The sequence below is a fragment of the Pseudozobellia sp. WGM2 genome (assembly GCF_017810075.1).
Classification (GTDB): domain Bacteria; phylum Bacteroidota; class Bacteroidia; order Flavobacteriales; family Flavobacteriaceae; genus JADNYK01.
In genome coordinates this window covers 298,125-313,254 of the sequence record NZ_JADNYK010000004.1, presented here as the reverse complement: position 1 = coordinate 313,254, position 15,130 = coordinate 298,125, and the positions used below count along the sequence as shown (strand labels likewise).

Sequence of the window (15,130 nt, the reverse complement as noted above, 5' to 3'; positions counted from 1 at the left end):
ATAAAATCAATAATGTCCCTGCTTATGGCGGGGACACTTTTTTGGTCATGTAAAGAATCACCAAAAACTGAAAGTAAGGTTCAATCGAACACTAAACCAAATATCATTTACATTCTTGCCGATGATTTGGGCTACGCGGAAATCGGTGTTTTTGGACAAGAAAAAATAGAGACCCCGAACATCGATGCTTTGGCCAAATCGGGAATGAGGTTTACCCAGCACTATAGTAGCGCCCCGGTTTGCGCTCCGGCGAGATATATGTTGCTAACCGGAAAACATGCGGGTCATGCTTATATTAGAAGTAATTCGGAATGGAAAGAACGAGGTGAGGTATGGAATTATAAGGCCATGGCTAAAGACTCAACTTTAGAAGGTCAAGGCCCAATGCCGAAATCGACAATTACTATGGCCCACCGCTTAAAAGAAGCAGGCTATACAACAGGAATGGTGGGTAAATGGGGCTTAGGTGCGCCACATACCCATTCTTTACCAACTACCATGGGTTTTGATTTTTTCTATGGATTCAACTGTCAAAGACAGGCCCATACGTACTACCCATTGCATCTTTATAAAAATGAAAATAGGGTGCCTTTGGCCAATGACACGATTGCGCCCAACACCAAGCTGCCTGAGGGGGCGGACCCTAACGATATTGAAAGTTACGCCGATTTTAATTTAACAGATTATGCACCGGACTTAATGTTCGAAGAACTCACAAATTTTGTAGAAAGAAGTAGTGACAAACCCTTCTTTTTATATTGGGCGTCACCGATACCACATGTAGCGCTTCAAGCTCCGCAGCGTTGGGTAGATTATTACATCGAGAAATTTGGTGCTGAAGAACCTTACCTAGGTGATAAAGGATATTTTCCTCATAAAAATCCCCATGCGGCCTATGCTGCTATGGTATCTTATTTTGATGAAAACATAGGTAAATTGGTTGAGCAGTTGAAAGACGAAGGCCTTTATGAGAACACTTTGATCGTGTTTACTTCAGACAATGGCCCAAGCTACGCAGGGGGTGCAGACCCTGAATTTTTTGAGAGTGCTAAACCTTTTGAGGGTACCCATGGTAGGGGCAAGGGGTATTTATACGAAGGGGGTATTCGTGTGCCGATGATTGCTTCATGGCCAAAGCATATTCAGGCCGGTACCGAAAGTGACCTACAATCTGCTCACTACGACATGCTTGCAACTTTTGCTGATGTAGCCGGTTACGAACTACCTGATGATACCGATGGCATAAGTATACTGCCCACTATGATATCTGAGGGAGAGCAGGTTGAACATGATTTTATGTATTGGGAGTTTCCCAGTTATGGAGGTCAAATAGCGATTCGTATAGGTGATTGGAAAGTGGTTCGGCAAAACCTAACCAATAACAAACCGGCAACACTAGAATTGTACGATTTGAAAAAAGACCCAACAGAACAGAACAATGTTGCTGAGCAACATCCTGAAATTATTGATAGGGCAATTGAAATTTTTAAAGAGCAAAGAGAAACTCCAGAATTGGAACATTTTAAAATGCCGGCTATAGAAGGTGGGTTAATTGCCAATAATAAGTAAATTTACCATTCCGAATTTTTAAAAATTTACATGCATATTTACACTCGAATTTTTCTGGTCTACGGTATTATTTCACTAACGATTTCTTGCAAAGATCAAAAAAAGAACACCATCGATACTGAGAGCCGATCTGAGGTTGTCAGTAAGAAAGAAGAAATAGTCGTCGATACAACTGTTATTGAAAATATACCCGATAGTTTAACAGCTCCAGATGGTATGGTCTGGGTGCCCGGGGTGGTATTTGAAAAGGGTGCGGTAGCTCAAGATCAGCAGGCTATGGCCCATGAGAAACCTGCCCATAGAGTAGCGATAGATGGCTTTTTTATCGATGCAACGGAAGTCACCAATGCAGAGTTCAAAAAGTTTGTCGAAGATTCAGGTTATACAACGGTTGCAGAAAGGGAAATCGATTGGGAAGAGATGAAAAAACAACTTCCGGGCGGCACTCCAAAGCCTCATGATTCAATTTTGCAACCCGGTTCTTTAACTTTTAAAAAAACGGAGAGTACCGTGCAAAATCTTTACGATTTTTCACAATGGTGGAAATGGACCATCGGTGCGAATTGGAGGGAGCCGAATGGTCCTGGAAGTAGTATTGAGGGTAAAGATAACTACCCGGTAGTTCATATTGCTTATGAAGATGCGCTTGCCTATTGCGAATGGGCAAATCGACGTTTGCCAACGGAGGCGGAATGGGAGTTGGCGGCGAGGGGAGAAAATACGAACACTACTTATTTTTGGGGTGACGATGGTAGTGAATTAGAAAAAAAAGCCAACACTTGGGAAGGTGAGTTTCCTGTAACCAATACCAAAAAAGATGGTTACGAAGACCGGGCCCCCGTAAAATCATATCCTCCGAATAGTTTAGGACTTTATGATATGGCAGGAAATGTTTGGGAATGGACCTCAGATTGGTACGATACCAAATACTATAATGAAGTGAGTGCAGGTAATAACATATTAAAAAATCCACAAGGGGCAGGCTCACCATATAATGAACGCGACCCCTACGCTAGGGAAAAGGTGATGAAAGGCGGCTCTTTTTTGTGTAACGCTTCCTATTGCGCCAGCTATAGGGTTTCGGCGCGTATGGCCACCAGTTTAGATTCTTCTTTAGAGCATTTAGGTTTTAGAACCGTAGCGACGGTTGATATGGTCAAAGAAACCCCCAATTAAAAAATTAGTATGCAGTTTATTAAGGATTTTACATCCGAATTAAAAGTCGTTTCCCCAGGTAGAATTAACCTTATAGGTGAGCATACCGATTACAATATGGGCTACGTGTTGCCCACGGCAATCGAAAAAAACATCACCTTCGAATTGCAAAAGAATGGTTCAAAAGATACTTGCAACGTATACAGTAAAACATTTGACACTGGGTTTGAGCTAAATTTAAATAGAATTGCAAGAAGTAATGTTGAATGGCAGAATTATATATTAGGAGTAATAAACGAGATTTTGAAGCGAAGCGATAAGCTTAAGGGTTTTGACTGCATATTAGAAAGTAATTTGCCCACAGGTTCTGGTTTAAGTTCTTCTGCTGCTTTAGAATGTGGTTTGGCATATGGATTGAACGAATTGTTTGATTTGGGCTTATCTAAATTGGATATTGTACAACTTTCTCAAACTGCAGAACATACCTATGCCGGCACCCAATGCGGAATTATGGACCAATATGCTTCGGTGATGAGTCGAGCTGGTCATGTTATCTTGTTGGATTGCTTAAGTTTGGAAAGTAATTACATTCCTATAGACCTAAATCCATATAAAATAATTTTGTTGAATACCAAGGTGTCGCATAATTTGGCGACTAGTGAGTATAATGTACGTAAACAAGAATGTGAACAAGGGGTGTCTATAATCAAAAATAAATACCCAAAAGTTAATTCTTTGAGAGAGGTGACTCAAGAGATGCTTGTAGATTGTAAGAACGACCTTTCACAAAAGGTCTTCAATAGATGTTCTTTTATAGTTTCGGAAAACCAAAGAGTGCTTCAAATGGCAGATGCACTTAGACTAAAAGATCACAAAAAAGTGGGAGACCTACTTTACGATGCTCATGAAGGTATAAGTAAATTGTATGAAGTAAGTTGCCCTGAATCTGATTTTCTAGTGAATTTTTCTAAATCTTTCCACACCGTTCTAGGAGCTCGCCAAACAGGAGGAGGTTTTGGTGGCTGTACATTGAACATTGTTCATGCCGATGCCGTTTCCGACTTTGTAGAAAGTGCGGCCAAGGCTTATAAAGAAAAATTTAATATTGACTTAGAACCTTTTAAAGTAGAACCTAGCGGAGGAACAACGGCCATATCATTAATTAGCTCAAACTAACTTTAATTTACCGAAGCATTGAGCAAGGCTTCTTCAAGTGCAGCTTTTTTATGTCTACTTAAAGGTATTTGATTGCCACATAACTCTACATGCTGACTATTATATCTTTCTACTCTATTCAAGTTTATGATATAAGATTTATGAATACGTAAAAATTCATCTTCAGGTAATTGATTCATAAAACTTTTCATGGTACTTAATACGAGAAGAGTTTCGCTATCGGTGATAATTTTTAAATAATCTCCCAACCCTTCTATCCATTGAATATCTTTTATAAAGACCTTTATCTTCTTTAATTTGCTATTTACATAGATGTGGTCTTCTTCTTCATGGGTTATTCCCCTGCTTCTTAATAAGGCTTTCAATACCGATTTATTAAAGCGTTCAGAAGTTATAGGCTTCATGAGGTAGTCGGTAACATCGTAGTCAAAAGCTTGCATCGCATACTCAGGTTTAGAAGTAATAAGAATTACCTGAGGTCTATCTTCAAGAGATTCCATAAATTGAAAGCCATTGATGACCGGCATTTCTATATCAAGAAATAGTAAATCTACTTGCTGGTTCACAAGACCTTTTTGAGCCTTGATTCCATTTTCATAATCCGCCATTAAAGAGAGATCTTTATGGTCTCTTATGAGTTTTGAAACAGCTGTTCGCTGCATTTTAGAATCGTCTATGACTACGCATTTTAAAGTCGAATTACTCATGTTAATTATTTATTTGGGGGAGTAAATGTCAAATTCTGATACCTTGAAAGATAGAATGCGAAAAAATAGTTTTAAGTCGACCATTTCGACTTTAGGTTCGCCATTCGAATAACAAATATAAAGGTTTATAAACTTTTAAAATAATCTGCACGAATTAGAACCTCATATGAAATCTTGCATATTTAGTATTGAACGAGATCTTAATTATTAAGACTTAAAATTTGTCCTGAACAAGCAAACAAAATGGTTAAAGGCCTAGGGCATCCATTAAGTTCGTCTTTCTATTTCGACTTATGGGCATACTCTTTCCATCTACTTCAACAATCGAATGGTTAAGCTTTTCTACTCTATTTAGATTAATAATATATGATTTATGAATTCTCACAAATTGTTCGGTAGGTAATTGTTTTTCAAAAGCTTTCATAGAGCTTAATACTACATGGTTAGATTTTTTGGTTACTAGTTTAATATAGTCGCCAAGAGCCTCTATCCATTTTATATCGCAATAATTGATTTTGACTTTTCTGAAGTTACTTTTTACAAAAAAGTGGTCATGAGCCTTTGAATCTAATTGTAATTTTATGTTATTCAACGACTTTTGTACCGCTATCTCAAAACGTTTCATTTCGAGTGGTTTTAAAAGGTAATCGGTAACGTTGTATTCAAAAGCTTTAAGAGCATAATCGGGTTTGTCGCTTAAAAGTACAACTTCAGGTCTCTCTTCGAAAGATTCTAAAAGATCGAATCCGGTTATTAACGGCATCTCAACATCCAAAAAAATAAGACTTGATTTTAATTCAACCTTTTCTTTCTTGGCCTGAATGGCATTTCTGTAACAAGCAGTTAAAAGTAAATTAGAATTATTTTCTACCAAGTTCGCAAGATTACGCCTATGGCTGTCAGAGGCATCGATAATTGCCGTTCGTACTTTTTCAGTGTTCATAATAGTGTAATTGGTGGTTCACTTAGTACATACGAAAACGTACATCAAGAGTTTTATTTTAACATATTTTTATGATTTATTTCCATTCTTATAAAGCTACGAGTGGGTTACGAAAACTCACCTACAAAGGCACGCTATTTATTGTAAGCATATGGTTTATGTATCGACTAAGGGCTATAACTTTTTATGATTTTTGACTGATGCTTTTTTCAAAAAAGTTACATTTGTTTTTTAATTATTTTAAATGAGTATTCGATTATGGCAGAGAAGATAGAAAGAGTTAAAACGTTGATTGTAGGGTCAGGACCTGCAGGCTACACAGCTGCAATTTATGCTTCACGAGCAGACTTGAAACCCTTGCTTTATACCGGAATGGAACCAGGGGGGCAGTTGACAACTACCACCGAGGTAGACAACTTTCCAGGATATCCTGAGGGTATTGATGGGCCGACCATGATGGTTCAACTTCAGCAACAAGCTGAGCGTTTTGGCACAGAAGTTAGAATTGGTATGGTAACCTCTGCAGAACTTAGCGATGAGATCGGGGGTATTCATAAATTAACAATAGACGATAGTAAAGTTATTGAGGCAGAAACCGTAATTATTTCTACAGGAGCTTCAGCAAAATATTTGAATATACCTAGCGAGCAACGTTTAAGGGGGGGCGGAGTTTCAGCCTGTGCGGTCTGTGATGGTTTCTTTTATAAAGGTCAAGATGTGGCTATTGTCGGAGCGGGAGATACGGCCGCCGAAGAAGCTTCATACCTAGCTAATATTTGCAATAAGGTTACCATGCTGGTTCGTAAAGATTATATGAGGGCTTCAAAGGCTATGCAGCACCGAGTCACCAGTTTGGATAATATTGAAATTAGATATAATACAGAGGTAGATGAGGTTCTAGGTGATCAAGTTGTCGAAGGTCTTCGTATGGTGAATAATCAAACAGGCGAAAAAGAAGATATTGCTATCACCGGACTTTTTATTGCTATCGGCCATAAACCGAATACCGATATTTTTAAAGGTCAATTAGATATGGATGAGACCGGTTATATCATAACTAAGGGAAAATCTACCAAGACTAATAAACCAGGAGTCTTTGCTAGTGGAGATGCGCAAGACAAAGAGTACCGTCAAGCAGTAACCGCTGCCGGTACCGGTTGTATGGCAGCTTTAGATGCCGAGAGGTATTTGGCCACCGTTGAGACCGAAAAGGCGGTAGTTTAATTAAGTAATTTTTGAATTTCAGAAAATCCGGTGATACAGGTATCACCGGATTTTTTATTTGCCTTTAGTCAATACGTCTGTAATTTTCTGAAAAAGTTCGATTGCCATCTTGGTCTACCGAGATTTGGCTATAGGTATTTTTGTCAAGCTGCAACTCGAACCTAAATACTTCGATGGTGTCTTGAATGCTCATCATAACTTTAGATCCGTATTCTAGGCGCTCTTCTAAATGGTCGTCGTCGGTAGTAGTATAAGAGCCATACCCGAACCACTCATTAGAGTCGTCAGGTGAATACCGAGTCCACATGACCTTACCCTTACTATAAATTTTTACTTGTTGATATCCGTTGGTGTTGGGTATGGTATCAGAGACATTGCCATCTTCCCAATTGTAACGGTTCATAAGTTCCCAAGTGCCCTCAAGTGAAGCAGCCTTTTGAGGTTTTGAAGATGTATATATCGTGGCAGAGACCAAGAATAACATCAAGAAAACCAATCCGAATAGTTTTTTCATAATCAAGTGTTTTAGAGGATTGATAATCATTTTACTTTAATAAGATACGATTATTTTTACAAATTTGTGAATATTTTCATGCATTAATTGTGATTTTATCTTTTCGAAAGAATACCTTGCTATTCATGATTTTTCAATTTGATTTTTCAGATTGTCATCATAATATAATTTGATGTATTCTATTTTGGGAATTCGCTATTTCTACAGATGAGGATATACCGTATGTAAGTATTTGTTATTTTTATGTTAAACTAATTAACTTAAATAATATGAAGAAAATAACTTTCGTGTTACTAGTCTTATGCACTACGGTGTCATTCGGCCAGGCCATTTCAGGAAAAGTCTCAGATAACACCGGCGAGCCCTTACCCGGGGCATCGATTGTCGTTTCCGGAACCAGTAGGGGCACAACGACTAATTTTGATGGCGATTATTCGATAGAAGCGAGTTCAGGTGATGTTTTGATTTTTTCCTATTTAGGAATGTTATCACAGCAAATAACAATAGGAAGTAGCAGTACCATCGATGTTCGTTTAGAAGAGGATTCGGCACAATTAGATGAGGTAGTGGTTACTGCATTCGGTCTTGAAAAAGAGACAAAAACTTTGGGTTATGCAGTTCAAAAGGTAGATGCCGATGAATTGAATTTGGCTGGTCAGGTAAACCCATTAGAATCTTTACAAGGTAGGGTCGCTGGTGTACAAATTAATCGAACGTCTGGCTCGGCAGGTGGCGGTGTAGACATTTTAATTCGTGGTGTAACCTCTGTTAACCCAGGTCGTGATAATCAACCTTTGATAATAGTTGATGGTATAGCTCTGAATAACGATACTTTCGCGGGTAATGTATTGCCTAGTGCCGGTTCGAATGCTACAGGTAGCTCAGAGCAATTTGCCTTTTCTAATAGGGCCGGAGATATAAACCCTGAAGACATTGCAAGCTTTAACGTCTTAAAAGGTGCAGCCGCTACATCCTTATATGGTATTAGGGCATCTAATGGAGCCATAGTAATTACTACTAAAAAAGGAAAACAAGGTAAAGTTCGAGTAGGTGTTACGGCCTCGACTACGGTTAGAGAAGTCACCAAAACACCTACTTTGCAAACCACCTACCGTGAGGGCCATAGAACTACTAGAATTCCAGCAGTTGAAGACCCTAGCCAGCCCAATGGCTACAACTATTACGCTGGTTTTTCATTTTATGCATGGGGTGTACCGTACACCGATGATTCTTTTACCTTAGAAGATGGTACCGTTATAGATTTGAGTAATGATAGGTTCTACAGCCCCTACGATTTTTTTAGAACAGGAGTAAATACTCAAGTTAATTTTAACTTAAGTGGAGCAACAGAAAAATTAGATTACTATTTATCTGCGGGAAGAAGTAGCGATGAGGGTATAGAACCGAACACATCATATGACAAAATAAATTTTAGATTTAAGGGAGGTTATAAAGTAAATGACCAATTTAATATTAATTCATCCATTTCATACACTAACTCTGGTGGCAGTAGGGGTACTGGTGGTGATAAGTCGATTTATAGCTCTCTCTCTTATTGGGCGGCCACCTTTGATATAAACGATTATTTGTTGCCCGACGGAACAGAGAAAAATTATTCAGACGGAATCGCTGATAACCCTAGATATCTTGCTGAAATGAGCAATTTGGAGGATAATGTTAACCGTTGGGTCGGTAATATAACCTTGAACTGGAAACCAGCAGAATGGGCCAATATTTCCTACGCTGTACAAGTAGATAATTATTCAGACCTACGTAATCGTTTTGTACCGCCTGATGTTGATGCTGGTTCTCAGGTTGGTGGTTTTTTGGTAAATGAGAACATCAACTTCACTGGAATTGAATCTAACCTATTGGCTACTTTTACAAAAGACTTTTCAGATGATTTTTCAACTACATTGACTGCAGGACATCAATTGTCTGATACTAAGACAGACTATGCGTATATTAGAGGGGAAGGCCTCAATATACCTGATATTAGGGAAATAAGTAATACCACAAATCTTTTTGGAGATAAAACCGTTACCCAATTGAGAAACATCGGGGTTTTTGGTGATTTGAGATTTGAATACAAAGATGTTTTGTTCTTATCGGTAACAGGTCGCAATGATTGGATATCTGTAATGCCTTCACAAAACCGCTCATTCTTTTATCCTTCGGTAAGCCTTTCATATGTATTTAATGATCTTATTGACCCCGCTGGCGATTTTTTAACTTTTGGGAAATTGAGGGGGTCATGGGCCCAAGTAGGCAAAGGTCCCAATTTTGGGCAAATAGGTCAATATTTTATAAAAGACAACGACTTTCCATTTAGTGGTGCAGGAGGGTTTAGGGCAAGTACCCAGTTTGGGGATCCAGACCTTATTCCAGAAAGGAACAACACTCTAGAAATTGGTACGGATTTACGATTTTGGGACAATCGTATACGAGTAGACTATTCGTATTACAACACCAAGGTAGAAGATCAAATTTTTCCGGTAGGCTCAGCTTATTCTTCAGGGCTGTCAAGTGTAATTAGAAATGCGGGCGATTATGAAACTTGGGGTCACGAGCTTTTATTAAGTGCAAAAATTGTTAAGCAAGACAACTTCAATTGGGAGTCTATAGTTAATTTCTCTACCACAGGAGGCGAAGTTACAGCAATTCCAGAGGATTTAGATGAGATTGTGTTTTTCGATGATTGGATAACGGGAAAAGCCAAAGTAGGTGACGCTTTGGGAACTTTATATGGCTGGGTTTTTCAGACCGCTCCAGACGGGCAGCGTTTTGTTGATGCAGAAGGTAATTGGGTAGTTACCGGATCTGAAAACTCTGGCTATTATTTTGAAGGTGAAAATGCAAAGGTAAAGGTAGGTAACGCATTCCCTGATTATGTTCTATCTATGTCTAACTATTTTAAGTATAAGAATGTAGGACTTAATTTTCTTGTAGAATATAAGGCAGGGGGAGATTTATATGACAGAGGATTAAGAAACTCTATCAGAAACGGTAATCTCGCAATAACCGAATTTAGAGATATGCCAAAGGTTCTAGAAGGGGTAATGTCAGATGGATCTAATGGGTTCGTACCGAATACGACAGAAACGATTATTACTGCGGATAATTTTTATAGAAGTGCATCGGTGTATAATGCTGCTTCTGAAGTGCTATTACAAGATGGTTCTTGGGTTAAATTAAGAACAGTAGCCCTTTCGTACGATTTACCAAAAAAGTTTTTAGACCGCATCGGTGTAACCAAATTAGCGGTAAACGTGAATGCCAACAATATTATTCTTTGGACTCCATTTGACGGTTTTGATCCAGAGAGCAACCAGTTTAGTGCAGGAAGCAATATTTACGGTTTTACTGGTCTCACGACCCCTTTAACGCAAAATTACTCTTTGGGCCTAAGTCTTGAATTTTAATAACATAGTAAGATGAAAAAATATACAATATTAATATTCGCCTTTTTATTAATTGGCTGTAGTGACGATTATTTTGACGTAAACGTGCCCACAGGTTCTGCTACTGAAGAACAATTGCGAATGAACGATCTCTTGGGTCCTGCTATTTATCATACGGTAATGGCACAATACTGGGCAGAACGAAGTTTCGGAAACTATACACAATATTTTACCGGTCAAGGTGGAACCACAATTGGTCTAACTTCGATTACTTCGGCATGGAGTGAAATTTATTTGTACGCCTTGCCTAACTTGAATACCATTTTGTCAAAAGCAGAAGAAACCAATTCAAATCATTTTAGTGGTATTGCGAAAGTTCTAGTAGCAATTAATCTAGGTCTGGGTACCGACAGTTATGGTGCCATACCCTATAGCCAAGCCTCATTTGGGTCTGATAACCTTAAGCCTGCTTTTGATTCACAAGAATCAATTTATTCTAGTGTTAATAGTCTTTTAGACGAAGCTATTCAAGAACTAAGCGTTTCAAATGCTTCAGAGTTTTTACCTGGAACGGGTGATATCGTCTACGGTGGTGATTCTGAACAATGGTTGCGTGCGGCATATACGTTAAAAGCTAGGTACGCCTTACATTTAACGGAAGTTGACGGATTGGATGCCGCTAATAGGTCGCTGACTTTTTTGGAAAATGGCTTCACATCAAATGATGATGATTTTGAAATCTTTTTTGAAGAAAGAAACCTTAATCCTTGGCACTCACGAGAAGTGCTTTCACCTAATACTGGTAATGTTCATGATAAAGTAGGTGATCAACTAGTAAGTTACATGAATGGTAGTTCATACCCCTTCACAAACCCTGATTTAGTTATTGATCCTAGACTCCCTGAGTATGCAGACAATGAAGGGGAAGAAGGAGACCCGTTTAGAGGATATGTTAGTGGAGGAGATGGCGCATCATCAGATGGTGAAGATGCCAATACCGATTTTTCCGATTCTGGCTTTTATACTTCATTAGATTCGCCAATAGTTATCATATCTTATGCTGAAGCCCAATTTATACGAGCTGAGGCAGAGTTTTTAATTAACGGTGGTACACCAACTAGCACTGGATCTACAATTGATGCATATACAGCCTATATAGAAGGCATTCAGGCCAATATGGAGAAATTAGGTGTTGATGGGTCTATATATTTGACCGATGGAGCGATTGCTGTAGGTGAAACGAATCTAATGCTCAATCATATTATGAAGGAAAAATATATTGCCAACTTTTTGAACCCAGAGACATTTGTTGATTTTCGAAGGTATGATTTCTCTTCAGATGTTTTTGTGGACTTAGAGTTGCCTGTAGATAGTGATGAAGGAGAATTCTCTGGAGAATGGTTCGTTCGAGCAGTATACCCGGATAGGGAAGAAACAAGAAATCCGGAAAATGTACTGGCGAATAAAAAATCACCTATCGAACCTGTTTGGTGGGATAGATAGGTTGATTGAATTAAATTTAAATCTTAGGAAGGATATTGATACACTTTAACAGGTAGTCGATATCCTTTTTTTTATGCCCGGCACTCAAGATAATCCGGCTCATTATCTGCGCGTCTTCATCGGGGTATGGAAAATTGGTTACAATAATTCTATTAGCTTCTAAGTATTCACTGAGTTGCACATCTGAAAAGGTGAAAGCAGGGTGCGCCTCCATAAAATGGAACTTTTTTTTAAGCTCTAGCTTATCGGTAAAATGTTGAATATGCTCATTTAGTAGAGCTCTTTTTTCCTTGTATAACGCTCTTGCTTCAAGCAGAGTAGCCATTGCCGCTGGTGCAGCAGGGCTTGCGCCACCGAAAAACGCGGTATCCTTCAGTCGTTCTATTCTTTTATTGGTTCCGAAGATGGCCCCTGCCTGAATGGCAAAGCCCTTACCCAATGAGCAACAGACTAAAAGTTCTTTTATATTAAATTGTGAGAGACTCTTAAAGACTCCACCACCATCTTCGCCCACTATACCGATACCATGAGAATCATCAACGACCAGAATAATTTCGTCGAGCGGTAGGGTACGCAATGCCTCAAAATGCGGATAGTTGCATCCGGAAAAATCAATGGCATCAACGAAAACGACCGGTGCTTTACTTTTCTCGTTCGAATTGAGGTGCTCTCTCACTGCAATGTTTAGGGCGGTAAAGGTGGTATAGGGTCTTATTTTCGCCTGATAAAGTGCTGCATGGGTATTCGGCGCATAGAACAGTTGATGGTGTTTGTCATGAAAAGCTTGAGAGACAAATTGACCTGCTAAATAACCAGATGAAAGGGTCAAGGTCGATTCGCAGCCTACCATGTCCGTTAGATAATGTTCCGTTTCTTCAAATACAGCAATTTGAAGATTCGATTTTCTACTGGCTCCATAATTGGTGCCGTAGCGTTTAATATTATTTATGAATATATCTTGAAATTCATCATCGGTCTGTAGGCCCAAGTACGACGTGCCCCCAAAGTAGAGATGGGGCTCTCCTTTTACATTAACTTTTCTTCCCGGAAACGAATCAATTGTATAGGCCATTACCTCAAAGTTACACCAGATCCTCCTATTTCAGGGAAAATAAGCATACCATTCTTTAAAATTTGAACCCCATTTGCTATATCTTCTTTAAGCAGTAGGGGGCCATCCATATCAACATAATCCAATTGTGGCAATAGCTGGGCTATGGCAGAAATACCAACGGTAGATTCGGTCATACAGCCGACCATAACCTTCATTCCCATGCTTTTTCCCTTTTTTATCATACGTAGGGCAGGGGTCAAGCCCCCACATTTGGTCAGTTTAATATTGATGCCATTAAAATGAAGTCCGCATTTTTCCACATCCGCTTCAACAATACAACTTTCATCGGCCACTACGGGTAAGACACTAGCGTGCATTACTTTCTCCATACCCTCCCAATCTTCAGCATGTAAGGGTTGTTCAAGAAATTCAACACCCAAATCTTTAAGTAAGGGGGCATTAAGTATGGTTTCTTCCGCGGACCAAGCGCAATTGGCATCGATGCGAAAAATGGCATCGGTGTGCCTTCTCAATTCTTTTACTATTGCAACATCGTCTTCAGTGCCCAATTTTATTTTATAAATGGGCCATGGCATCTCTTGCATCTTAGCGACCATTTTATCGACCGGTGCAATACCAATGGTATAATTTGTAATCGGATAATTTTCTTTGGATGTTCCCCAAACGTCATAGAGAGGCTTACCTTTTAATTTTCCATACAAATCCCAAGCGGCAAGGTCTAAAGCGCATATGGCGAAATTGGATAAATTCTTTTCGACCAAAAATTTATGAAACTCCTCAGGCCTGTCAAAATCGAACGACTCGATGTCAGCACGAATAGCATTGATTTCTGCCATCATGCTTTCAATGGAAATTTTGTAATAAGGGTTCGAGGTGCTTTCTCCGTAACCGGTACTATCACCTAAAGAAAAGCCTACGATAAGGGTGTTTTGATAATCGTGCGATTCGCGTGAAATACTAAAGGTGTGTTTTAGCGCAAGCACATATTTTTTTAGGGTCAATCGCATACTGAAGTTTAGTTTGTACGAAGATATAAAGACCGTTGCGACCGTGAGAATCTGAAATCAGCTTTTTTTAAATATAAAGACCTGTTAAAGTTAGCAGGTCAAATGATTTTAATGTGGGTTCGCATTAATATTGATGAACACTTCCGGAAACTGATTTTTTCTTAGAAACATTGGGTTCACCAGAATATGAAATATTACCACCGCTACTTGCATCTGCGGTTAACGATTCTGAAACTTTAACTTTTACGTTGCCACCACTACTGGCGTCGGCATCACAAGTTTTAGTTTGCAATTCTTTTGCATTGATGTTTCCACCCGAACTTACATCGATATCAGCGTGAACCGTTTGACCTGAAATATTTAGGTTAGCGCCGCTACTGGCGTCTATTTCTACCGATTTTGATTTCAAATCTACGTAAAGTTGCGCACCACTGCTTCCATCAATTTCCAACGTATTACTCTTAATCTCATTTTCAGTTTTAAGCTGTGAGCCGCTAGAACCTTTCAGCCTAGAAATTTCAGGAAGGGAAACGTATATGTTTTTAGTTGCCCTACCGATATTCTCTTCAGCGTGAATACGAAGTTTACCATCTTTAATATCGGTTGCGATAAGGTCTATAATGTTCTCATCACCTTCAACTTCTATCTTATAGTTGTCATCCTGCGTTACAAATACGGCCAAGCCCTCAGATGCTGAGACTTCAGTAAAATCACCGGATACTTTTCGGCTTTCTTTTACAACGGTACCATTACCGGGTTTACCGGTGCCAAAATCTCCGATGTTAATATCAAAGCCGCATGAGGAAAGAAAAATTGCTACTATAAAAGCTATTGCTACTCTAACTAGTGTTGTCAT

The 15,130-nt window shown here is 39.0% G+C and carries 12 protein-coding genes; 6 read left to right on the top strand and 6 right to left on the bottom strand.

Translation table 11 applies throughout. The annotated features are described in order from the left end of the window. Positions 1–24 precede the first annotated feature (24 nt). The 3 genes from IV512_RS11205 to galK are packed head-to-tail and all read left to right on the top strand — an operon-like array spanning position 25 to position 3,900. Positions 25–1,569, top strand: coding sequence for an arylsulfatase (locus IV512_RS11205; RefSeq protein ID WP_245224754.1), 1,545 nt, complete (start codon positions 25–27; stop codon positions 1,567–1,569). Positions 1,570–1,599: 30 nt separating this feature from the next. Further along, on the top strand, positions 1,600–2,745 hold the full coding sequence (locus IV512_RS11200; protein WP_209403361.1) for a formylglycine-generating enzyme family protein: 1,146 nt from the start codon (positions 1,600–1,602) through the stop codon (positions 2,743–2,745). 9 nt (positions 2,746–2,754) lie between these two features. Beyond that, complete coding sequence (gene galK / locus IV512_RS11195; protein WP_209403359.1) at positions 2,755–3,900, top strand: galactokinase; 1,146 nt, start codon at positions 2,755–2,757, stop codon at positions 3,898–3,900. Positions 3,901–3,902: 2 nt separating this feature from the next. On the opposite strand, the gene IV512_RS11190 is transcribed toward galK, so the two are convergent. Both IV512_RS11190 and IV512_RS11185 read right to left on the bottom strand, forming a co-directional pair. Then, the gene (locus IV512_RS11190) at positions 3,903–4,607 is read right to left on the bottom strand and encodes a LytTR family DNA-binding domain-containing protein (protein ID WP_209403356.1); all 705 of its coding nucleotides are present in this window, start codon (positions 4,605–4,607) and stop codon (positions 3,903–3,905) included. 247 nt (positions 4,608–4,854) lie between these two features. Beyond that, positions 4,855–5,550 carry a LytTR family DNA-binding domain-containing protein gene (locus IV512_RS11185; RefSeq protein ID WP_209403355.1) on the bottom strand — a complete coding sequence of 232 codons (696 nt, stop codon included), beginning with the start codon at positions 5,548–5,550 and terminating at the stop codon, positions 4,855–4,857. Between the two features lie 258 nt (positions 5,551–5,808). On the opposite strand from IV512_RS11185, the gene trxB reads away from it, so the two are divergent. Further along, entirely contained in the window at positions 5,809–6,774 is a 966-nt protein-coding gene (trxB, locus tag IV512_RS11180; protein WP_209403353.1) for a thioredoxin-disulfide reductase, read from the top strand. Between the two features lie 64 nt (positions 6,775–6,838). Here trxB and IV512_RS11175 read toward each other — a convergent pair whose 3' ends face one another. Further along, positions 6,839–7,288: a hypothetical protein gene (locus tag IV512_RS11175; protein ID WP_209403351.1), complete on the bottom strand. Its 450-nt coding sequence runs from the start codon at positions 7,286–7,288 to the stop codon at positions 6,839–6,841. 269 nt (positions 7,289–7,557) lie between these two features. Between IV512_RS11175 and IV512_RS11170 the strand changes: the two genes are divergently transcribed. Together IV512_RS11170 and IV512_RS11165 are read left to right on the top strand one after the other, a co-directional pair. Beyond that, a complete protein-coding gene (locus tag IV512_RS11170) occupies positions 7,558–10,710 on the top strand; it encodes a SusC/RagA family TonB-linked outer membrane protein (protein ID WP_209403349.1) in 3,153 nt (1,050 codons plus the stop codon). A gap of 12 nt (positions 10,711–10,722) precedes the next feature. Beyond that, entirely contained in the window at positions 10,723–12,192 is a 1,470-nt protein-coding gene (locus IV512_RS11165; RefSeq protein WP_209403346.1) for a SusD/RagB family nutrient-binding outer membrane lipoprotein, read from the top strand. Positions 12,193–12,208: 16 nt separating this feature from the next. Here IV512_RS11165 and IV512_RS11160 read toward each other — a convergent pair whose 3' ends face one another. The 3 genes from IV512_RS11160 to IV512_RS11150 all read right to left on the bottom strand — a co-directional run bounded on the left by IV512_RS11160 (position 12,209) and on the right by IV512_RS11150 (position 15,130). Continuing rightward, positions 12,209–13,264, bottom strand: coding sequence for an aminotransferase class I/II-fold pyridoxal phosphate-dependent enzyme (locus tag IV512_RS11160; protein WP_209403344.1), 1,056 nt, complete (start codon positions 13,262–13,264; stop codon positions 12,209–12,211). After that, entirely contained in the window at positions 13,264–14,274 is a 1,011-nt protein-coding gene (locus IV512_RS11155; RefSeq protein WP_209403342.1) for a dipeptide epimerase, read from the bottom strand. The genes IV512_RS11160 and IV512_RS11155 overlap by 1 nt, the downstream gene beginning before the upstream one ends. Positions 14,275–14,398: 124 nt before the next feature. After that, complete coding sequence (locus IV512_RS11150) at positions 14,399–15,130, bottom strand: head GIN domain-containing protein (RefSeq protein WP_209403340.1); 732 nt, start codon at positions 15,128–15,130, stop codon at positions 14,399–14,401.